Annotated in this window: 15 protein-coding genes; 2 read left to right on the top strand and 13 right to left on the bottom strand. The window is 31.8% G+C overall.

Annotated features, from left to right (window positions below):
• Nucleotides 1-235: 235 nt before the first annotated feature.
• Together ACE01P_RS04030 and ACE01P_RS04025 are read right to left on the bottom strand one after the other, a co-directional pair.
• Nucleotides 236-1,636 carry an ATP-binding protein gene (locus tag ACE01P_RS04030; protein WP_379694473.1) on the bottom strand — a complete coding sequence of 467 codons (1,401 nt, stop codon included), beginning with the start codon at nt 1,634-1,636 and terminating at the stop codon, nt 236-238.
• Between the two features lie 4 nt (nt 1,637-1,640).
• Nucleotides 1,641-2,303: a response regulator transcription factor gene (locus ACE01P_RS04025; RefSeq protein WP_379694471.1), complete on the bottom strand. Its 663-nt coding sequence runs from the start codon at nt 2,301-2,303 to the stop codon at nt 1,641-1,643.
• A gap of 199 nt (nt 2,304-2,502) precedes the next feature.
• Here ACE01P_RS04025 and ACE01P_RS04020 point away from each other — a divergent pair, with 199 nt between their 5' ends.
• A complete protein-coding gene (locus ACE01P_RS04020; RefSeq protein ID WP_379694469.1) occupies nt 2,503-4,641 on the top strand; it encodes an LTA synthase family protein in 2,139 nt (712 codons plus the stop codon).
• A gap of 279 nt (nt 4,642-4,920) precedes the next feature.
• Here ACE01P_RS04020 and ACE01P_RS04015 read toward each other — a convergent pair whose 3' ends face one another.
• Nucleotides 4,921-5,919, bottom strand: a complete 999-nt coding sequence (locus ACE01P_RS04015) for a zinc dependent phospholipase C family protein (protein WP_379694466.1) — start codon at nt 5,917-5,919, stop codon at nt 4,921-4,923.
• 172 nt (nt 5,920-6,091) lie between these two features.
• Here ACE01P_RS04015 and ACE01P_RS04010 point away from each other — a divergent pair, with 172 nt between their 5' ends.
• Nucleotides 6,092-7,042, top strand: coding sequence for a hypothetical protein (locus ACE01P_RS04010; protein WP_379694464.1), 951 nt, complete (start codon nt 6,092-6,094; stop codon nt 7,040-7,042).
• Nucleotides 7,043-7,044: 2 nt separating this feature from the next.
• Here ACE01P_RS04010 and ACE01P_RS04005 read toward each other — a convergent pair whose 3' ends face one another.
• The 10 genes from ACE01P_RS04005 to ACE01P_RS03960 all read right to left on the bottom strand — a co-directional run bounded on the left by ACE01P_RS04005 (nt 7,045) and on the right by ACE01P_RS03960 (nt 20,735).
• Nucleotides 7,045-8,010 (bottom strand): YeiH family protein, encoded by a 966-nt coding sequence (locus ACE01P_RS04005; RefSeq protein ID WP_379694462.1) that lies wholly within the window; start codon nt 8,008-8,010, stop codon nt 7,045-7,047.
• A 75-nt stretch (nt 8,011-8,085) separates the two neighbouring features.
• Nucleotides 8,086-8,982: a LysR family transcriptional regulator gene (locus ACE01P_RS04000; RefSeq protein ID WP_379694459.1), complete on the bottom strand. Its 897-nt coding sequence runs from the start codon at nt 8,980-8,982 to the stop codon at nt 8,086-8,088.
• Between the two features lie 11 nt (nt 8,983-8,993).
• Entirely contained in the window at nt 8,994-9,782 is a 789-nt protein-coding gene (locus ACE01P_RS03995) for a hypothetical protein (protein ID WP_379694457.1), read from the bottom strand.
• A gap of 26 nt (nt 9,783-9,808) precedes the next feature.
• Nucleotides 9,809-11,836, bottom strand: a complete 2,028-nt coding sequence (locus ACE01P_RS03990; protein WP_379694454.1) for a hypothetical protein — start codon at nt 11,834-11,836, stop codon at nt 9,809-9,811.
• 148 nt (nt 11,837-11,984) lie between these two features.
• The gene (gene fabG, locus ACE01P_RS03985) at nt 11,985-12,731 is read right to left on the bottom strand and encodes a 3-oxoacyl-[acyl-carrier-protein] reductase (RefSeq protein ID WP_071637930.1); all 747 of its coding nucleotides are present in this window, start codon (nt 12,729-12,731) and stop codon (nt 11,985-11,987) included.
• A 249-nt stretch (nt 12,732-12,980) separates the two neighbouring features.
• Nucleotides 12,981-13,163, bottom strand: a complete 183-nt coding sequence (locus tag ACE01P_RS03980) for a hypothetical protein (RefSeq protein WP_379694452.1) — start codon at nt 13,161-13,163, stop codon at nt 12,981-12,983.
• 88 nt (nt 13,164-13,251) lie between these two features.
• Nucleotides 13,252-14,616: a DUF4302 domain-containing protein gene (locus tag ACE01P_RS03975; protein ID WP_379694449.1), complete on the bottom strand. Its 1,365-nt coding sequence runs from the start codon at nt 14,614-14,616 to the stop codon at nt 13,252-13,254.
• A 30-nt stretch (nt 14,617-14,646) separates the two neighbouring features.
• On the bottom strand, nt 14,647-15,504 hold the full coding sequence (locus ACE01P_RS03970) for a putative zinc-binding metallopeptidase (protein WP_379694446.1): 858 nt from the start codon (nt 15,502-15,504) through the stop codon (nt 14,647-14,649).
• A 19-nt stretch (nt 15,505-15,523) separates the two neighbouring features.
• Nucleotides 15,524-17,011 (bottom strand): RagB/SusD family nutrient uptake outer membrane protein, encoded by a 1,488-nt coding sequence (locus tag ACE01P_RS03965; protein ID WP_379694443.1) that lies wholly within the window; start codon nt 17,009-17,011, stop codon nt 15,524-15,526.
• A gap of 13 nt (nt 17,012-17,024) precedes the next feature.
• A complete protein-coding gene (locus tag ACE01P_RS03960; protein WP_379694440.1) occupies nt 17,025-20,735 on the bottom strand; it encodes a SusC/RagA family TonB-linked outer membrane protein in 3,711 nt (1,236 codons plus the stop codon).
• Between the last annotated feature and the right edge of the window lie 40 nt (nt 20,736-20,775).

The following is a 20,775-nucleotide window of genomic DNA, read 5'->3' as shown; positions in this document are numbered from 1 at the left end:
ACGGGTTTTAAAATATGATGATTTACACGCATACCATTAACACATCGCTTGAGAGCAATAATGTAAATGATGATGATGTAATTGAATTGAAATCATGATTTGTTTTTGTTTTTCTTCTTTGATTCGGTTGCAAATATACTAGATAAAATAATTAAAAAGCAATTTTTATTTTAACTTAACGAGAGTTTATTGTTAAAAAATGTTTTAGACAGCATTTTAGTTAATGATTTTAAAATTACTTTAACGAATTATTATATTCTTCAAAAACCAACAATACTCGAGTTCCCTTTCCTATTTCGCTTTCAATTTTAAATTTAATCTGAAGCAAATCTGTCATTCTTTTCACAATAAACAAACCAAGTCCGGTACCTTTAATTTCTGAGTGATTCAACGAATCTGACCTGAAAAACGGATTTAAAATGGATTCTAAATCTTTCTTTGCAATTCCGATTCCTTGATCTGAAATGTTGCAGATAATTTTATTATTTTCTCTTGATAACGAAACCCGAACTTCACTATCCGGTTTTGAATATTTTACAGCATTTGAAATAATATTTCGCAGAATCGTTACCGCTAAATAATTATCTGAATAAATATAAAATTCTTCTGAAGCATCTAAAGTAACATTTATTCTTCCCGATTTAATCTTCTCTGAATTCAATTTGAGAACATCTAAAACTGCTGCATTTAAATAAATTTTTTCTTTAAGAATGTTTTGTTTTTGATTCTCAAAACGAGCCATCATAAGCAACTGATCTACAAGAGAATTCAAGTGGTCAACTTCATTAATACAGTAATTAATTTTTTCTTCATATTCCTTGCTGTCTCTAGGTTTACGTATCAATACCTCAAGTGTTCCTTTAATAACAGTGAGAGGCGTTCTTAACTCATGTGAAGCATCAGATGTGAACTGTTTTTCACGTTCAATGGCATCTTCTATTCGGTTCAATAAATTATTAATTGTTTTAGAAAGCGTAAACAATTCGTCCCTAGTTTTTGGCAACGGAATCCTTGCTTTCAGATTGTCTTTTGTAATAATTTTAGAAGTTTGAATAATGCTATTTATCGGCTTAATGCTTCTTCCAGCGTAAAATCTCGCCAAGAAAAACAAAATCAAAAGAATGATTGGAAAAGTAATTAATAAGGTATCCATCAAATTATCCAAAACCTTGGAGGAATCGGATAGAGACATTGCAATAATTAAATACCCAATTTTCCTTGATTCCACATGAAGCGGAACTTGAATCTGGCGAATTTTATTTCCTAATAATTTAGTGTCAAAAAGCTGAAAATGATCTTTATTTTCATGAAAAACGAGTTTCTCATTTTTTAAATTAGGAGACTTTTCTATTATTTTCTTATTCAAATCTAAAAACTGAACGAATACAGGATTTACATCAACAGAATTATGTTCTCTTTCCTCCCATTCTTCAGCATCCATGAAAATTACAACACCATTTTCGATTTTTAATTCTTTTAAATGATCTTGAACTTCTATGTTTAAGTTTTCATCAATATGGTTGTAAACCGTCAATTTTACAATAAAATAAATAGCAGAAAAGACTGCCAAAACCAAAAGTCCGGTACCTACAATGTAATTTAGTGCAATTCTATTCTTAAAAGATAATGATGTCATTTTGTTAATCATTGGCGATATATCCAATGCCCCGGATAGTTTTTATATAATCTTCTTCAATTTTAAGGTTGAGTTTTTTCCGAATTGCATTCATAAAAACATCAATAACACCAGTATCGTACTCAAAATTGATTTCCCAGACATCTCTTAGAATCTGATTTCTCGTGCAAACTTTTCCTTTATTCTGAATTAAATAAGCCAATAATTCGAATTCACGTTGTGTAAGCGAAATTTCCTCTTCCCCTTTTAAAACAATGTGTCTGGATAAATCCATCGTTATGTTTCCAAGCGTTAAGGTTTCAGTTTGCTGTTTATTTCTAAAGTGAACTTTAATTCGCTCGACCAATTCCTCGAAGCTAAATGGCTTTTTGATATAATCGTTTGCTCCAGCTTTTAAGCCTTCTATAGTTTCTTGAACGGTATCTTTTGCAGTTAAAAAAATGATTGGCGTAGTTTGATCTTTAACTCTAATCGCCTTGCACAAATCAAGACCATTGATTTTTGGAAGCATCCAATCTAAAAGAATCAAGTCAAACTTCTGATCTTGAATCACTTCAAAACCTTTAGAACCATCGGCCGCAGTGGTAATTTGATAGCCTTCTTCTTGCAATCCTTGTTTAAGAAATTGGACAATTCCTACTTCGTCTTCAACTATTAAAATATGCATTTATCGTATCTGATTAAAATTTGAACTTCATTTTTCAATTCAAAGATAGATAATTTAGCACTCAGAAATAGTCCAATCTGCCAATAAATGAACAAAATCAGCATCTTAAGCAAACATTAAGTTAATGTTAAGTAAGGTAAAAGTTGAACTTAATCTGGCGTTAATGAATCGTAAGTAATTTTGTAAAAAAAATAAACTGATGAATTTTTACAAAAAACTTTCGCCTTTTTACAGCCTTACATTACTATATTTTATCGTGAGTTTTACTCTTAGAATAGTATTGCTTTTTCATCCGATCACTCAAAGTTCTTTTACAATTACAGAAAGTTTGAAGATATTTTCATTAGGCTTTGTATCAGACTTTTTCGTTTTTGTTCTGGCTTCAGCTTTCTTGTGGCTGTATCTTATTTTTATCTCCAATTCAAAATACAACAAACCTTATGGATATATAATACTAGCAGGTTTTGTTGCGCTTTTGATCTATATAGCTTCTGGAAAAAGTATTTTTGATGAATACGGTGGAGCTTTGCCTAAAATTGTTTTAATTTTTGTTTCGATAAAAACACTTTTGTTTGCGCTTTTTCTTTTCTTGCCAAAACACAGAGATAAAATTAGATTCTGGCTTTTTTCTTTTGTGGTTTTCCTTTACGTTTTATTGATTCTTCAAAATGCAATAAGCGAATTTTTCTTTTGGAATGAGTTTGGTGTAAAATACAATTTCATTGCTGTTAATTATTTGATTTACACAAATGAAGTTATCGGAAACATTATGCAATCTTACCCTGTAGTTCCAATATTTTCTGCTTTGTTCATCATTACAGCAACGATCACTTATTTCATCATCAAGAAATCTAGAAATTATATTGATGAAATTCCAAGTTTCAATGAAAAATTAAAAATTACAGCTATTTATGCCGTTTTATTTGTTTCGTCTTTATTAGCTGTTCCCGGATTAGCAAAAACTGAGAATTCAAAAAATGTTTTTGTTAATGAATTGCAGTCTAACGGTATCTACAAGTTCTATTTGGCATTCCAGAACAATAAACTAGATTACTTTAAATTCTACAAAACAATTCCGAATGAGAAAGCTTTTGCGATCTTAAAACAAGATATGCCTGCTATTTCAGGTAAGAACACATTAAGATTGATTAAGGAAGATTCGTTGGAACAACACAAAAATGTGGTCTTAATTACAATTGAAAGTTTAAGTGCAGATTTCATGAAAATGTATGGAAACGAGCAAAATATTACGCCGTTTTTAGACAGTCTTGCTCAAAAAAGCTTGCTTTTTACAAATGTCTACGCTGCAGGAAACAGGACAGTTCGCGGGCTTGAAGCTGTAACTTTATGTTTGCCTCCAACAGCTGGAGAAAGCGTTGTAAAAAGAGAAGACAACAAAAATAAATTTTCAACTGGATCTGTTTTCCTTGAAAAGGGCTACAACGTAAAATTTATGTACGGCGGAGATGCCTTTTTTGATAATATGCAAGATTTCTATACTGGAAACGGTTATCAGATTATTGACAAATCGAGCTTCGCAGAAAATGAAGTTACTTTTTCTAACGTTTGGGGAGTTTGTGACGAAGATATGTACAACAAGGCAATTAAAGTTATGAATGCTGAAGCTAAGCAGAATAAGCCTTTTTTTAATCATATTATGACAGTTAGCAATCACAGACCTTTTACTTATCCAAACAATAAAATTGATATTCCTGGAAATATTAAATCTCGTGATGGAGGTGTAAAATATACTGATTATGCTTTGCATCAATTCTTTAAACAAGCAGAAAAACAGCCTTGGTTTAAAAATACTGTCTTTGTAATTGTTGCCGATCATTGTGCATCAAGTGCAGGAAAAACAGAACTTCCGTTGGATAAATACAGAATTCCAGCTTTGATTTATACGCCAAATATGAAGCCTGAAAAATTCAACAAATTAATGTCGCAGATTGATATTATGCCAACATTATTCGGACTTCTGAATTTTGATTATCAAAGTAAATTCTTTGGACGCGATGTATTCAAATCAGATTATCAGCCTCGAGCTTTTATAGCGACTTATCAGGATTTAGGTTTAATAAAAGATAATGTTTTAACTATTCTTTCTCCGAAACAACAGATAAAACAATTTCAATTAAAACTTAATGAAAAAACTGGAATCTCTCCTGAATTTCAAATTCACTACGATGAAATTCCATTAAAAGCAGAAAACACCAATTTGCTTGACGAAACTATTTCTTACTATCAATCAGCTTCTTATGTATTGAAAGAGAAAGAATATCAGTTTAAAGATATAGCTGATAAGAATAAAAAATTATATGCAAACGTTCATAATTAATACAAGAAGAAAGATAAGCTTATTTCTTGCGTTCTTTATTTCAGAAAAATAAGTTCCACGATTTTAACCCGATAGGCTTTTTGAAACCTATCGGGTTTACTTTGTGATCTCATTCACCACATAGTTTTACAAAATTTATAAAAATTCTCAGTGCTCTTTGCATTAAAAAAGTAAAAGCATGTAAATATAAAAAAGCCTCAAAATCATAAAGAATTTCAGGCTTTTTTTTAGGTTTTCAAGTAAACTTGAAACCTTAAACTATAAATCTTGAAACAACTTTTAGTCGATTTGATTTTTCATTCCGAATAAATCTCCTTTTTGGAATAATCTTAAATCATCTTGCAAAAATTGGTAGTTTCTTTGAGTTACTGCTGGAGCATCCAAATCACTCAAATCTGGTTTTCCTGCATTTACCCATGCAGTATACCAAAAACTTGCAGTTGCTGTAATTGCTTTTTTCATTTGGCTTTCAACCATTCCATTTAATTGCTCGTGTAATTTTTTAGCATATTCATCAGAGAAAACAGCAGTATTATATCTAGTTTTCAATACATTTCCTGCAGCATCCATTTTAAACACTTTGTCTTGTGGAGTTGCAGTTCTTAGCTTTTTATCAATATCCAATAAAGGTTGAGCAAAACTGTGAGTATCATTAATCAAATCCCAAATTGCTTTATGAACATCTGTGTAATACTGAGCTTCAGGAACGTTTAATTTGTAGTTTTTAACGAATAACTCTGGCAATCTACTTTCCCAAAGTGAATGAATTCCTTTTTGATCAGTCAATTGTCCATCGTGGTTCGCTGAAGTATGTAATGGCATGTGTGCATCACCAACATAATGTCCTAAATCTGCTGCAAGAAACAAAATTTCTGATTTGTTTTTGTCCTTAAAAGCTTTAGTCAATTTTGTCATCATCTCTTCTAAATACCAAGGTAAAATTCCATTATCATTTAAGAATTTAGCATCGTATTTTTGTTTTGCTTCTTCTAATGTTTGTGGATAAGTGTCTGCAGGACCAAAATTTTCCATGTCAAAATAATGTCTTGCACCTTCTTCTTTATAATTTAAAGCATACTTACGGATATCTGGAACCGAAGCTTCTTGCGTAATAAAATCAATGTGGTTGTAAAAAAATATCTGTAATTGTTTTGGTAAAGCCATTACAGCAGCTTTGTTAATACGCTCATGGCCAACATTTCCCCATGATAGAGTAATAAACCCAATAATCAATGCGCCGAAAGCGATTAATTTTGGTCTCATTTGGATTTTTTTCATTTGTTTTTTTATTAGAGGGAGCAAATTTAGCTTTAATTAAAGAATACGCAAAAAATACTATCATTAAGATTCAACAATTTTAGCTTTTATGATTTATAAGCCTAAAAATGAGAGAAGTTCATATTAACAATATTTTTCTTTGTATGTTTGTTTAACCAACAAATTCAATTTTATGCGCCAGATTACTTTAAATTTATTTCTATTAATTTCTGCTTTTTGCTTTGCACAAGAAACTGATTTACAGCTAAAAAATGTTAGCGATACCATATTAAATCAAAAAAGAACACTGAAAGTTTCTGATCCGTTAAACGGAGAAAAAACAATGCAAAAACTGTTTCCTGGTAATTTATATCATCTTTCTGATAAAAATACTTTCATTAGTTGGAAATGTAAATCGTGTAAACCTTCACCGTTCTTAGATGTAAATGGCGTAGAAGGCGATCAAATGTTTCCTTATACAGAAGGTGTTGCCACAAGACTTATAGCTAATATTGATTATAAAGATTCAAAAGGAAATGAGTTTAAAATTTTAGCGTTTAATCATTCTGTTCATGACGAAGACGGACTTCAAACAGGCCGTTTTTCTGGCGGATTGTTAGGCGTGGCAAAATTTGCAAAGAATAACAATGTTTGGGAAATGAGATCTTTTCAGCCTGCAGTTGCCGCATTCGGGGCATTTGCGAGATGCCCTACTCCAAAATTGGTAGAAATTGGCGAAGATCAATTTGCGTTTACTTTAATACATGCAAATGGCGGAGCTGGTGGAGCTTATGAAGGTTATTTATATCTTATAGCAGGTTTTGGAGGTCAGTATCAGCCAATAATGGAAGTCAATAATTATCAGTTGACCAATTCTTCGTTTATTTCTTGGTCTGGATCGTATAAGATTGTAAATGATAATTCTAAAAAACATTTTAGAGATATTATTATCACAACAAAAGGCACTTACAATATAAAAGCAAGAGCTGAAGATGACTTTGATGTTGAATTCCCTGAAGAAATCGCTACAATGGCAAAAACCAAAAAATCATTTAGTTTTGAGATTGAAAGACGCTTCTCATTCAAAGGAAAATTTTACAAAATGATTGACAAACCAATTGTAAAATTCTCCAATGTAAAATAGTATTATCCTAAATAAAGTATTGATACTAAAGCTAAAATGGCTATAAAAATCCAAAGAAAAACACCTTGAAGCAAAGGTTTTACTCCTACTGCTTTTAAAGTTGCAAAGTTTAAAGTTGCACCAATTAAAAATAAAGTAATTGTTAAACCAATTTTTGCAATGCCAACAAAATGAGCTGTGAAAATGCTTGTTGACGGAATATAAGTGTTTACCAACATGGCTATAACAAACAAGCCAATGAAATAAGGAATTTTGATTTTCGAATTCTTGCTTTTAAATAAAAATGCAGTTAAAATAGAAATCGGAATAATCCATAAAGCTCTGGCCAATTTCACTGTTGTCGCAACCTGAAGCGCTTCTGCACCATATTTATTTGCCGCGCCCACAACAGAACTGGTATCGTGAATGGCGATCGCACACCAAAGACCAAAATCTTTTTGTGACAAATCTAATTGATGTCCGATAAACGGAAAAACAAATAAAGCGATTGAGTTTAGTATAAAAATAACTCCCAAAGCAATTGAGGTCTGGTTTTCATTTGATTTGATTACAGGAGAAATCGCTGCAATTGCGCTTCCTCCGCAAATAGCTGTTCCACAGGAGATTAAGTGAGATGTTTTTTTCTCTGTTTTAAGCCATTTTCCTAATAGCAATCCGAAAAGTAAAGTACTGAATATGGAGAAAACCGTTAAAACAAATCCTTCTTTTCCTGCTGAAACTGCACTGTTAGCATTCATTCCAAATCCTAGACCTACTACAGAAAATTGCAGCAAAAATGTTATTGCTTTGTGATTGAATTCTACAAATGGATTTCCGAAAAGATTCACAAGTAAAACGCCTAATAAAAGTGCTATTGGCGGAGAAATAATCGAAAATAAACATAATAGAATCACAACAAGAAAAAGTACTTGTTGTAGTGATTGATTAATTTCAAATAATTGTGCTGATGTTTGTTCTTTTGTTTTCAAAATAAAGGTAATTGATATTTACCTTGCAAAGTTCTGTTGTTTATCTTGAAAACGCCAATCGTAAATTACAATCGACTATAACTTCAAGTTATAATGAGATGCCAAATTTTGAATAAATAGTTCTGATAAAGAATCTGATTTTCCTTGTAAAGTGATAATGTAAAAATATCTTTCAATTGATAATTGTTCAACATCCAAAACAATTAACTCTTTATTTTTCAACTCCTTGCCCACAGCATGAATAGACATAAAAGCAAAACAATCTGAATTTAACAAATATGATTTTATGCTTTCCGTACTTCCTAATTGCATTTCGATTTGCAGATCATTAAATTTTAATCCTGCTTTTTTTAAAGCAAATTCTATAACTTCAAGTGTTCCAGATCCACGTTCTCGGGTAATGAATTTCATTGATTTTAAATCGTTTACCGAAATTTCATTTTGTTGCACTAACGGATTTTTACTGTTGCAGACTAAAACCAATTCGTCTTTAATAAACGGAATATATTTTATAGATTGATTTTTAGATTGTCCTTCTACAATTCCGATTTCTATTTCTTTATTGATTAAAGCATTTTCGATTTGTTCCGTGTTTCCATTCAACAAATTGACTTTTATGTCTTTTTGCTTCTGATGAAAACTAGCCAAAACTGGAGAAATAATATATTGTGAGATCGTTGTACTTGCTCCTAATCGCAGCAAACCTTGACGTTCTTTATTGAAAGAACTCATTTCAAAGTCTATTTCGCGATAGATGTCGAAAATATTTTTAGTATATTTTAAAAGAATTTTTCCCGCTGGAGTTAATGCTATTTTAGAGCCATTTCGCTCAAAAAGTTTGGTTTTATACGTTTCTTCTAATTCTTGAATATGCTTAGAAACCGCTGGCTGAGTGATGTATAATTCCGTTGCCGCTTTAGTAAAATTAAGGCGGAGCGCAACGGTGTAAAATACTTTTAGCCTGAAATCCATTTTTTTTCTATTTAATATTTTCCAATTGCTTCAACACCTGTTTCTGAAAATCTTAAAATTTCGGTTGTGATTGGATATCCCGAGTTATTATATTCATCAAGAACTACAGAACCAAGACGCTGAGAAAAATACTCAAAATCTTCTTCAGCAAAAATATAGCAAAAATCACTTACGGGAATCACAGCATAAAAAGGAAAACCAATGTTATTTTCAACTAGATTTTTTATTTTAGAAGAAAAAAGACAAGAACTTTTAAGTGACACTTCTTCAACATTAATCATTCCTAGTTTATGATTTTCTATATCTTCAAATTCTATCTTAACTTTATCTAATAGAGTTCCTAAATTAAAATCAGCTTGTTTTTCTAATTCTGTAACGTCTATTTTCCAGTCTGATAAATCGTCTTTAGTTATAAATGAAAAACCATTATTGAGATTTAGCGCAAAAACTTTACTAAATTCATTAGTAACTTTTTCGTTTATAATATTTTCAAATTCAAAATCATTTGGAACAAACTGCAAATATATTTTATCTTTTACTTGTTCCCAATCTTCAATTTTAAAGGAATGTTGCACAATTACTTCTACTAAATCAGTAATATGCCTTTCATCAAAATCTCTTTCGAAATTTCGTCTAACATTCTCTAAACTAACTTTCAGGTCAGTTTCTCCGATATTTACATAAATGAATCCATCTGCATCAACTGATTGAATGCTTAATCCATTTTTTTCTAGTTGTTTTTGAAATTTATTAAAAACAACATCATCTTTCTGATTGTTATTTGCGGAAAAATTAGACATATTATAAAATTAGTTTAAACTAAAAACTACAGAAGACCATTGTACTTTCTAACAAACCATTCAATTGTTAGTAAAGAAGCAATCAAAATCAATAACCAAACCCAATCAATAATTGGAGTTTTGCTTGAGATATTTTTCTCGATTGATTTGTATTCTTTGTTTTCTAAAAGTGAATTAATCAATTGATCAGCTTGGTTTTCGAAGAAAGCCTTTCCTCCTGTTTGCTGCGCCAATTGCTGTAATTTGGTAACATCTGGATTTACGAATTGCTTTTCAATATCAAAATCTAGAATTTCAAAATGACTTGCGTATGAAGTGTTTGAATTCAATTCTTTTACTGTAAAGTTATATTTTCCAGCTGGAAGTCCTTCTAAATTAGCTGAAAAAGAATTGCTTCCTTTCAGTAAATCGTAATTTTTAGTTTGTTTAGTCGCTGCATTTACTACAGTAATTGTAAGTCTTGCTTTTTCGTCAAACTCATAATTTTTATTGAAATATTGCGCATTGATAATGATTTCTTCTCCAGAATTGTAAAAACTTTCGTGAGATACAACCAAAGATTTTTTTGAAGTAGACGATGCTAGATATTGAATAATTTTATCTATAAAGACATCATACTTTTCAAAAGATTGATTATCAACATGGCTTTGCAAACGCCATTTCCAGCTGTTTTCTCCCAAAAGAAAAGCTGTTCTTTTTCCTTGATTTTCGGCGAAAGCCAATAAAGGCGCATTGATAGAAACGTTTCTAATTTTTGAAGAAAGCAAAACAGATACATTTCCGTTAGTACTAATATTTCCAAACGGATTTTGTAAAGGCGGGAAATTTTCAAAACCAATATTATCTATCGCAAACAAATTAAAAGCCGATTGGAATTCACAAAGAAAGTCTTCTCGCTGATTACTCATTTTGAAAACTAAATTGTTCTGCTGCTGATTTAAGAAATTGAAATCGGTATTGTTTCCTGTTATAATAAAGGTGTTAGTTCCTTTTAATTTATTATTGTCAAAAATAGCTTTAAAAGCTGTTGTTGGCTGATATAAAACCAAAACAGAAACATCATCTAAATCATTAATCTGATTTGGTTTAACTAATATTACTTTACGCTGTGCATTAACTTCAATAGAACGTTTTAATGCTGCAATATCCGGATGATTTATCGAAGAAACAATCGCAATAGTCGACTTTTGATCGATGATTTCTACTGCAAAATTTTTGATGTTATTATAACCATTTTTCTCTTTTGCCGAAGATTGAATGCTTGCTTTGTATATCTGCAATCCAACTTTGTCTGCTGGAAGAAGCAAATTTAAAGAAGCTGTTTTCTTTGATGGCGAAAATGAAAGTTTTTCTTTTGCGACAATAGTATTTCCTTGCGAAATGGTAAATTCTGCATTTGTTGTTTTGTCTCCTGCGTATTGCAGAAAAACTTCAACTGGAAATTTATTTTTATGAAAAGCGTATTTATTTACGTTTAACTGATTGATTTTTAAATCAAAAAAAGTGGTTGTATCTCCCACAACCAAAGGATAAACTTTATTGACAGGATCAAAACGATATACATAATCATTTCCTGTAGTTTGATTTCCGTCGGTAACGATAACTGTCGGGAAAATCAGATTTTTGTTGATGCTTTTTAAATTTTTAGCAACTTCATCTAAATTAGTTTGATTCCCTTTAAAATCAAATTTATCAGAAGTTTTAAAATCATTATCAAATTGATAGGTTTGAATATCGAATTTTTCTTTTAACGCAGCATTCGAAACCAATTTCTGGTACAATTCGACTGCTTTTTTATCTGATTTTAAAGCAACAATCGAACTCGAATTATCGACCACGATTGCCAAAGGCGTTTTGGTAATTTCGAGTGAGTTCTTAGAAATAATCGGATTTATCAATAAAACCAATAATCCGAAAATGGCTAAAAAACGTAAAAAAGCCAAAAGTATAATCACATTGGATTTACTTTTGGCTTTAAAAAAATATTGAAAATACGACAACCCACCAGCAATTACTAAAGAAAGCAATAATAAAAGAATCGTGTTTGTAGTCATATTTATTTAGTATTCAGTATCAGTTTACAGTCGTCAGATTTAAAAAAAGTCAAATAATTTGACTATAAAAGTGTTCAGCTTAATCTAGAATCAGAATAGACTGAATACTAAAAACCTTTGAACCTTTGTAACTTAGTACCTCAGTACCTTAGGTAAGCATTCCTCCGCAAACATTAAGAACTTGTCCTGTGATGTAAGCACTCATGTCTGAAGCTAAGAAAAGACAAGCATTTGCAACGTCTTCTGTAGTTCCTCCGCGTTTCAACGGAATACCTTCTCTCCATCCTTTTACTACATCTTCGCTTAATTTTGCAGTCATTTCAGTTTCGATAAAACCTGGAGCGATTGCGTTGCAACGAATATTACGAGAACCTAATTCAAGAGCTACAGATTTTGTAAATCCGATTGCACCTGCTTTTGAAGCTGCGTAATTTGTTTGACCAGCGTTTCCAGAAACTCCAACAACAGAACTAATATTAATGATAGATCCTGCTCTTTGTTTCAAGAAAGTTTTCTGAATCGCTTTTGTCATATTGAAAACCGATTTCAAGTTTACATCAATTACTTGGTCAAAATCTGCTTCAGACATACGCATTAACAAATTGTCTTTTGTAATTCCAGCGTTGTTGATTAAGATATCAACAGTTCCAAAATCAGCTAAAACAGCGTCAACAAAAGTTTGAGCTTCGTTAAAATCTGCTGCATTAGATTGGTATCCTTTTGCTTTAACGCCTAAACTATTTAATTCTGCTTCTAAAGCTTCTGCCGATGCAGCAGATGAGCTATATGTAAAAGCAACGTTTGCTCCATGTTTAGCAAAAACTTCTGCAATTCCTTTTCCAATTCCACGGCTTGCACCAGTAATAATTGCAACTTTTCCTTCTAGTAATTTCATATTAAGGTATTCGTTTTATTTTTTGAATTACAAATATAGATTATTTGGGCGTTTAATAAAATTTGTAATCCAAAAATTGGCTTAAGAATTTTAGATGTTGACAAAACAAAAAAAACAGCTCATAAAAATGAGCTGTTTCCCCCCCAAAATAAAAAAACAAAACTAAAAAGTTTGAATGTGATTTTTTTCGATTTAAAAAATGCAATTAGTACAAATATTGTTTGTAACCTTAAAATTTTTGCCTTGCGCCTATTCGCTTTTTTCTTCTTTATCCTCCTTAATCTTGTCAATAACTATACAGCTAATCGCAATTATTATTGATAGATATAGATAAGGCCTTAAATATTCATGGTAATATTCATTTATGAAAAGTAAACCTATTCCCCAAAAGAAAATTGCAATTGTTGCTGGTGTTAAAACTTTTTTCATCATAATTTACATGATAAGAACCTAGTTATTTTGATAGAGTAAATTTTAAAAGCAACTCATAAAATGAGTTGCTTTTTCTAAATTTAACTAATTATTGAAATGCGTAAGTAGTGATTCTAAAACTGCTTGATGCACCAGTAAAAGTATAGATTGCGTTTGATGCTCCACCAAATCTAAAGTTTTCTCTAGTAACATATAAACCTTTTGGATCCATTAATTTATCATCAAGATTTTTTACTAAAGCATCTGCTGCAATAACTGCTGTTCCATTATGCCAAAATGAATGTTTTAAAATAACGGTTTTATTAACAGCATCTTCTGTAATAGTTGCTCTATGGTAGATTGTTGCTTTTCCTCCAGTAAAACTGTACATGACATCTACAGTTCGATTATTATAAAATGTAAATTGAACTCTATTTACTTTTGCAGCAGATGCGCTGTTAATTTCATTTAGCAAAAATCTGCACAATGGCGTATTTGTTGGAGCGCTTGCTAGATTCGCCGCGATATAACCATAAGCTGTTGACGGAGCTCCTGCTGCTGGCAATGTCACTTTATAATCATCTGTAAGTCTAGGTGGTGCATTTGTATACATAATAGTAGCCTTAACCCCATCTTTTCCTGTCGCAATAAAAGTGTTAGTTGTACTATCATAAACAAAATCGGTAAGCTTCTGACCTTTAACCTCTAATGGGAGTTTTGTGTAAGCTCCTGTTGGATTAAATGAAAATGCTAGGTCATAACTTGTATTTACATCTGGATCTAAAGAATAACCCGTACCAAAACGAGCAGCCGTATTATAATCAAAATCATAATTTTTAGTCGTTGTACCATCATTTATTTCTAACAATCTAAATAATGGACTATTCATATCACCTGTAATTGCTTTGATAATTGGAACATTACCTGATAAATCAGTCCAATCTTTTGGCGTAGCTTTTACAAAACGAAGAAAGTGACTATTTCTATTCGTTCTGAAAATAATATCGCCATTTTTTTCTCCATAATAATAAAACTGGAAAACACCTAAATACCCTTTTGCAAGAAGCGCCCCTGTAGGAAAATTACTTGCATCTGACAAAAGATGGATTCTATTCTGTGTTGTAAAAACTAAACTTACAGTACTTCCTACCTGCATTTCGTATTGACTTTGATATACTTTTGTATCTATCTCTCCATCTTTACCTGTAAAATCTGATGCCATATCTACTTTTCCTCCTGGCAAAAATTTAAACAAATGCGTCCATCCTCCTAATTGCGTACTATCAGTATAATAAACTGCTTTCCAACCATCTGCTGATGAAAGCAATAAATCGTTTAACTCTTTCTGGCGTCCGCTTAATCGGTCAGTAGCATTTTGATCAAATTTTGCATCTACTTCTGGACTTGAACATGATCCCAAAAGCAAAGCTGCAAAAGCGATCATCAAGCACTTATATATATATTTTACTTTCATAATATTAATTTTTATAAAAATTTATTGTCCTTAATTGTTTATTACAGCATCAGTATTTTTTTGAGCTTCGTCTCTTAATGCATAAAAGTCTATATTGAAAGAATCTTTATAATATTTAACCACCAAAGCTTCTTTTGCTTTAATATTAGCTTTTGCATTAGCATCTGTAATACTTGCTAAAATGGCGTCGTACTCTGCTTTTGAACTCGTTAGAATTGTAGCGGCAGTCTCTGCGAAATCTTCATATATATTTAATCTAGCATAACTTGTAATAAAACCTAACGATCTAGAAGTCGCAATTGACTCAGCGTACCAAGATGTAGTATATCCAGATGGTGTTAATTTTGCCCAAGATTGCTCGTCAAAAGGTTTTGTTTGGTTTAAAATGTGTACATATTCGTGCTGAATCGTGTGAATGAATTGCGTCACACTTGCTCTGCTTTTTCTATTAAGATTATCAACTTGAAAAAGAGATACTCTTTGTCCAGCTTCTGCTAGTCCAAGTGTTACAGTACCATTTGTGTTTAAGTTCACACCTCCTACAAGTACAAATTCTCTTGGAGCTATTTTTTTAACAAAATTTACCCCACCAATAATGCTATAACTATCGATCCAAATTTTCTTTACAACCTCCATTGCTGGCTGTACTTTATCTCCTTGTGGAGGGTATAAATATCTATTTTCGTCTACCAAATTTTGGTTCCATTCGTAATAAACATTGATGTTATATGGATTTAAGAAATTTGTACCAATCCAATTATCTAATTCTGTTTTAGAAGGTGTAGAAAAATCTAACTGACTATCTTTTGGCTGATCTTCATGTGCGCATGATGCCAGCAATAAGACACCTGCAATAACTACTGTTTTATATGTTTTAAATATCTTCATAATACTTTCTAATTAAAATTTACCTAGGATTTTTTTCAATACCATTATCTGAAGCTCTAAGCGGTATTTGTAACGCTCTTCTTTTGTCATCTTTTTCCAAGACATTAGTTTTTATCGCTTTTCCAAATTCAAGAGTAGTATGCGTTACAACAAGATTAAATCGTTTAATATCAAACCATCTAAGACCTTCACGAATAAAATCTCTTCTTCTTGCTTCAGCAATTGCTTTGATATAAGATTTTTGAAGATCTGATAATGCATAAAAAGGCGTAAATTCATTTGCAATAACAGGATATTTAGCAGTAATAATTGTTTCGTCTAATATATCTGTTGTTGCATTATATCCTGAAGTTCTAGTTCCTAAGAAATATCCGAATTCTGTATTTACTTCAGCAATTCTGTTTTTCATTACTAATGCCTCAATACGGTTCAAATACATTTCGTCATTACTAAATAACACAGAACCAGTATAAGGTTCACCTGTACGAGATGTTAAATTCGTGTATTTGAAATACTCATAAAGCTTTGGAACAAATACGTTTGTACCTCCAAAATATTGACCATTAGATCTAATTAAATGAGGCTTTGCCCAGATATTCGTTTGTGTTCCTAATATTTCATCAGATCTATTTCCTGGAAGTGCAAATCTGTATGCTGCCCATCTATTTGCAATTGAATTTGGATAAGCCACCAATAAATTAGTTTCTTGTTCCACTTTTGAATATTCGATTGGCATTTGCGCAAAAGCTACTGCATTAAAAGCAGCATAATTTCTAATTTTTGTTGGTTTAGAACCAAGTCCTTCAGAATATTCTAATACCTTATCCCAATCACCTTTAATTAAATAAAAACGACATGCGAATGCTTTTGCAGCTTCTACAGTAAAGTGATATTTAGGCTCTTTATACTCATTTCCAATATATTTCATTCCTTCATTGATATCCTGCTCAATAAAATCAAATACTTCTTTTACTGTATTACGTTTATAGGCTACCAATAAAGCCGTTTCTGGTTTAGTAATATAAGGAACTCCTAAATCTGTTCCAGCTGTTGCAGGATTGTAACGATTTGCCCAAAATGAAACCAGCATAAAATGATTGTATGCTCTTGCTATTAACGCCTCTCCTTTTAATGGGTCAAGAGTCTCTTGTCCGCCTAGTTTTTCTATAGCGTCTAAAGCCTGATTCGCAGCAGCAATTGCTTCATAAGATCCCATCCAAAATGCACTTTCACTATCCGTTCCGATTTGGGTGTGCATTTGCCAGTTGTAGCTTTCTTCATTAATTATATTCACAGATTCTTTTGATTCAGTATCAAAAACGTTATCTGACATTGACTCTGCAATCGGAAAGTATGATCTGCTTGGATAAGCGGTAACTAATAATTCTGATATTTTTTCTGGAGTATCTATCTGTGTTCTATTATCTGGCACTTCTGAAAGGAAATCATCACAACTGCTAATAGAAATTAGTAATAATAATGACAGTGCTATTTTTATATTTTTCATAATCAATTTAGTATTAGAATGAAATATTAATTGCAAAAGTATATTGTGCCGTAATTGGGAAAGCTACCCCTCCTGTGTTACGGAATTCAGGATCTTGTCCGTTTAATTTTTTATCTGAATAAATCAGCCAAGGATTAACCGCCGAACCTTTCAATGTGAAAGTTGATAATCCTAATTTTCTCTTATAATCACTTGGGAATTCCCAGCTTAAAGAGACATTTTTTAAACGTACAAAATCACCACTTGCAATTCTAACATCAGAGTAATTATAAGTATTGTAAGCAATCTGAAGATCACTCGCGCCATAATTTCTATTCAACAATTTATCAGCAATAACAGGAACGTTAGTATAGTTTTCGTCTCCTGGGTTAATCCATCTGTTTGCAAAATCTTTTGTGAAAACTGTCTGATCTGTATATCTATTGCTGTACACAGGGTTTAATCTTACTTTGTTTCCTCCAGATCCTACAACAAAAACATATAAAGACCAGCTTTTATAATTGAATGTATTAGCAAAACCAATAGATTTATTAGGCTCTACAGATCCTTCATATTTCAAATACTTTGTCACATCATTTGTATCTTGGAAATTAGCTTCTGTAATCTTGTTTTCTGCTCCATCTTGTAAAATGAAAGTTGGAAGTCCTTCATTATTTAAACCTGTAAATTGATAAGAATATAATGAGTTTCTAGGGTGTCCTACTGTATTCCCTCCGTTTGTAGCAATCAAATCAAATACTGCTGGTTTGTTCGCCAATTTTGTGATTTTCTGATCGTAAACAGAAAAATTCACTGTAGTAGACCATTTGAAATCTTTTGAAACAATGTTTTGAGTAGTAAATCCAATCTCAAGACCTTTAGTTTCCATATCTGCATTGTTACCTTGCTTAATAGATTCTCCTCCAACTCCTGAAGTAATTACATAATCAATCAAATCGAATGCTTTACGACGGTAAACATCTGTTGTAAACTGGACTCTATTTCTAAACATTCCAAGATCAACACCAATATTGGTTTCATACTGTTTTTCCCATGTTAAATCTTTATTCTGCAAATCTTCTATACGAATTGCATTTTCTCTGTCTCCAACATTAAAACGGTCTGTAATGAAACTTTTATAAATTGCTAATGAGTTTGTTGCAGGCCCAGCTGTTGCTGTTAGACCATAAGATGCTCTAAGTGCCAATGTATTAATTGGCTCAACATCTTTCATGAAACTTTCCTCTTTCACATTCCATTTACCACTCACAGTATATGTAGGCAACCATCTAGAAGAACCAGTATCTCCTTGTCTGTTTGAACCATCATAACGACCTGTTACAGAAGCTGTATAACGACGATCGTAAGTATATCCTATTTTACCAAAGAAACCAACTGTACGCTCTCTTTCTGCACCAAACTCGTAGTAAGAGTTTCCTTCGTTTACCAATTTTTCAATCAATCTAGGGTCTACGAAAGAAGTAAGACCTTTTTGAAACTGAATACCAGCAGCAGTAAAGTTGTCATTATTTCTATCTACAGATCTAAACTCTGTACCAAAAAACCCTTCTAATTCATGTTTGTCATTGAATGTATTTCTGTACGTAATACTATTTCTAACATTGTATGAAGTCATGTCATTAGTAAACTTTCTTAAAAATCCACCATTTGGCAATACAGAAACTTTAGGAGCTGTTAAATCATTTGGATTTTGATATAAAAACACGTTGTCTTTTTGAATTTGAGTATTCAACGTTTCACCAACACCTGCATTATAAGCACCCACTACGTTTGAACCTTCATAGATTTTATGCTCTCTTGATGTATTAGCATAACGTGCTGAAGCTGTTAGGTTGTAGCTTAAATTTTTGTTGATTTTATAATCTAAATCTGCTTGAAAACGAATATCATTTACTTTAATATCTAATGTATTATTTTCTAATTCGTTAAGAATATTCATTGGCGCCCAGTTATTTTGATAATATTCTCGATCTCCATTATCATCATAAGGTCTTAACGTTCTGCTTGTACTTAATACATAATTAAAAGGGTTGATGTCAAAATCTCTGGTCACTTTACCAAACACAAGATCATTTTTGCTATCATAAGATCCAGGAGCATCTTGATCACGCATCGATCCTAAAGTAGATAGAGTAATATTTAATTTATCGTTGATGTAAAATGTACCTTTAATATTAGCCGATAACTGTTTTACATTATCTGCTACAGTCCATCCTGGATCTGTATAATATCCTAGAGAAGCATAAAAAGTGTTGTTTTTTCCTCCACCAGAAAAGCTTAAAGAGTGATTTTGAGTGATTGATGGTCTAAACAAAACTTTAAACCAATCAGTATTAGCTAATTCATATTTTTGCAAAAATTGATTAATATATGGCTGTTCATTTCTAATTCCGAATTGACCATTTGAACTATCATACAAATTGATCTGTTTTGCCAAAATTCCATAAACACCACTAAATCTAGCCGTTAATGAAGAACTTTGATCCAAATAACCTTTCGTTCTCATTTCTTGAAAAACACTCATAGATTCTTGAGAATTCAAGATATCAAACTGCGTATAACTTGGTACAGTTCTAACTGTATTTTCTACAGAATAGTTAATTTTTAAAGGAGAATCTCTACGTCCTTGTTTTGTTGTAACAACCACAACTCCATTTAACGATCTTGAACCATAGATTGAAGTAGCAGACGCATCTTTAAGAATTTCAATACTTTGAATATCATTTGCATTTAAACCTGCAACTGCAGAACTTAATAATGTGGCAGAGTTTCCAGATGCTAAATCTGCAAATGTTACATTGATAATATCTTCTTGAACCACACCATCAATAACCCATAAAGGTTTTGTATCACCAAAGATAGAAGAAGATCCACGAACAGTAATTTTTGGAGTAGCACCAAAAGATCCTGTAACGTTTTGCACAGTAACTCCGGCAGCTTTTCCTTCAATCATTCTACTCACATCTACAACACCATCAACCTTTAATTCTGATCCAGAAATTTTACTGATAGCTCCTGTAAATGTTCTTTTTGAAGTTTTTTCGTAACCTGTTGTAACTACAACCTCTTTAAGATTTTGCCCTGCCTCTGTCAAAACAACAGTTGGCGTTGGGTTATCAATTCCGATTTCTTTTGTTTCCATTCCAACATAAGAAATCACAAGACGATTTACGTTAGCAGGCATTTCGATAGAAAAGTTTCCATCAAAATCTGTTAAAACAGCAGTTTTTGTTCCTTTAGCCATTACAGTAGCACCAGGAAGCGGCGAACCACTTTGATCTGTAACTTTACCTTTGATAATTGGTCCAAAAGTTAAAATTTCGAACAAAGAATCATGGTTATTGGCATTAGAGAAAGAAACAGCAGTTTTCTGAAGCACAATCTGATTGCTAATTTCTGAAAAAGTAATATTAAAAGGAACCAATATCCTACTCAAAATACTAGACAGAGTTTCTTGATTAGCTTCTATACTAACCTTCTCTCCCAGTTGAGGAAGTCTTGAGTTATAGGAAAATTTTACATGAGCAGACTTTTCAATTTTTGATAAAGCATTATCTAAAGTTAGGTTATCAACTGTAATAGTTACTTTAGTATCTAATTTTTTCTGCCCATTTACATTATTTGCGAGAGTAACGCTTGAAAACACAAGCGCTAACACAAACTGAAACAGCGTTATTTTCATGATTTGGTGAAGTAATCGTTGCTTGACAACAGGTTTTTTCATAATTTTGGTTTGTTTTGATTAATACTATTCGAGTGTATTC

Source organism: Flavobacterium sp. HJSW_4, assembly GCF_042436695.1.
Lineage (GTDB): Bacteria > Bacteroidota > Bacteroidia > Flavobacteriales > Flavobacteriaceae > Flavobacterium.
The sequence above is the reverse complement of the archived record's forward strand: the minus strand, read 5'-3'. Positions and strand labels throughout refer to the sequence as shown.

Bases quoted from the DNA above. Each gene is read 5' to 3' on its own strand.
- ACE01P_RS04015 (WP_379694466.1), bottom strand. From the start codon at position 5,919: ATGAAAAAAATCCAAATGAGACCAAAATTAATCGCTTTCGGCGCATTG.
- ACE01P_RS04025 (WP_379694471.1), bottom strand. From the start codon at position 2,303: ATGCATATTTTAATAGTTGAAGACGAAGTAGGAATTGTCCAATTTCTT.
- ACE01P_RS04030 (WP_379694473.1), bottom strand. From the start codon at position 1,636: ATGACATCATTATCTTTTAAGAATAGAATTGCACTAAATTACATTGTA.
- ACE01P_RS03995 (WP_379694457.1), bottom strand. From the start codon at position 9,782: ATGTCTAATTTTTCCGCAAATAACAATCAGAAAGATGATGTTGTTTTT.
- ACE01P_RS03970 (WP_379694446.1), bottom strand. From the start codon at position 15,504: ATGAAGATATTTAAAACATATAAAACAGTAGTTATTGCAGGTGTCTTA.
- ACE01P_RS03990 (WP_379694454.1), bottom strand. From the start codon at position 11,836: ATGACTACAAACACGATTCTTTTATTATTGCTTTCTTTAGTAATTGCT.
- ACE01P_RS03960 (WP_379694440.1), bottom strand. From the start codon at position 20,735: ATGAAAAAACCTGTTGTCAAGCAACGATTACTTCACCAAATCATGAAA.
- ACE01P_RS03980 (WP_379694452.1), bottom strand. From the start codon at position 13,163: ATGATGAAAAAAGTTTTAACACCAGCAACAATTGCAATTTTCTTTTGG.
- ACE01P_RS04000 (WP_379694459.1), bottom strand. From the start codon at position 8,982: ATGGATTTCAGGCTAAAAGTATTTTACACCGTTGCGCTCCGCCTTAAT.
- ACE01P_RS03975 (WP_379694449.1), bottom strand. From the start codon at position 14,616: ATGAAAGTAAAATATATATATAAGTGCTTGATGATCGCTTTTGCAGCT.
- fabG (WP_071637930.1), bottom strand. From the start codon at position 12,731: ATGAAATTACTAGAAGGAAAAGTTGCAATTATTACTGGTGCAAGCCGT.
- ACE01P_RS04010 (WP_379694464.1), top strand. From the start codon at position 6,092: ATGCGCCAGATTACTTTAAATTTATTTCTATTAATTTCTGCTTTTTGC.
- ACE01P_RS04020 (WP_379694469.1), top strand. From the start codon at position 2,503: ATGAATTTTTACAAAAAACTTTCGCCTTTTTACAGCCTTACATTACTA.
- ACE01P_RS03965 (WP_379694443.1), bottom strand. From the start codon at position 17,011: ATGAAAAATATAAAAATAGCACTGTCATTATTATTACTAATTTCTATT.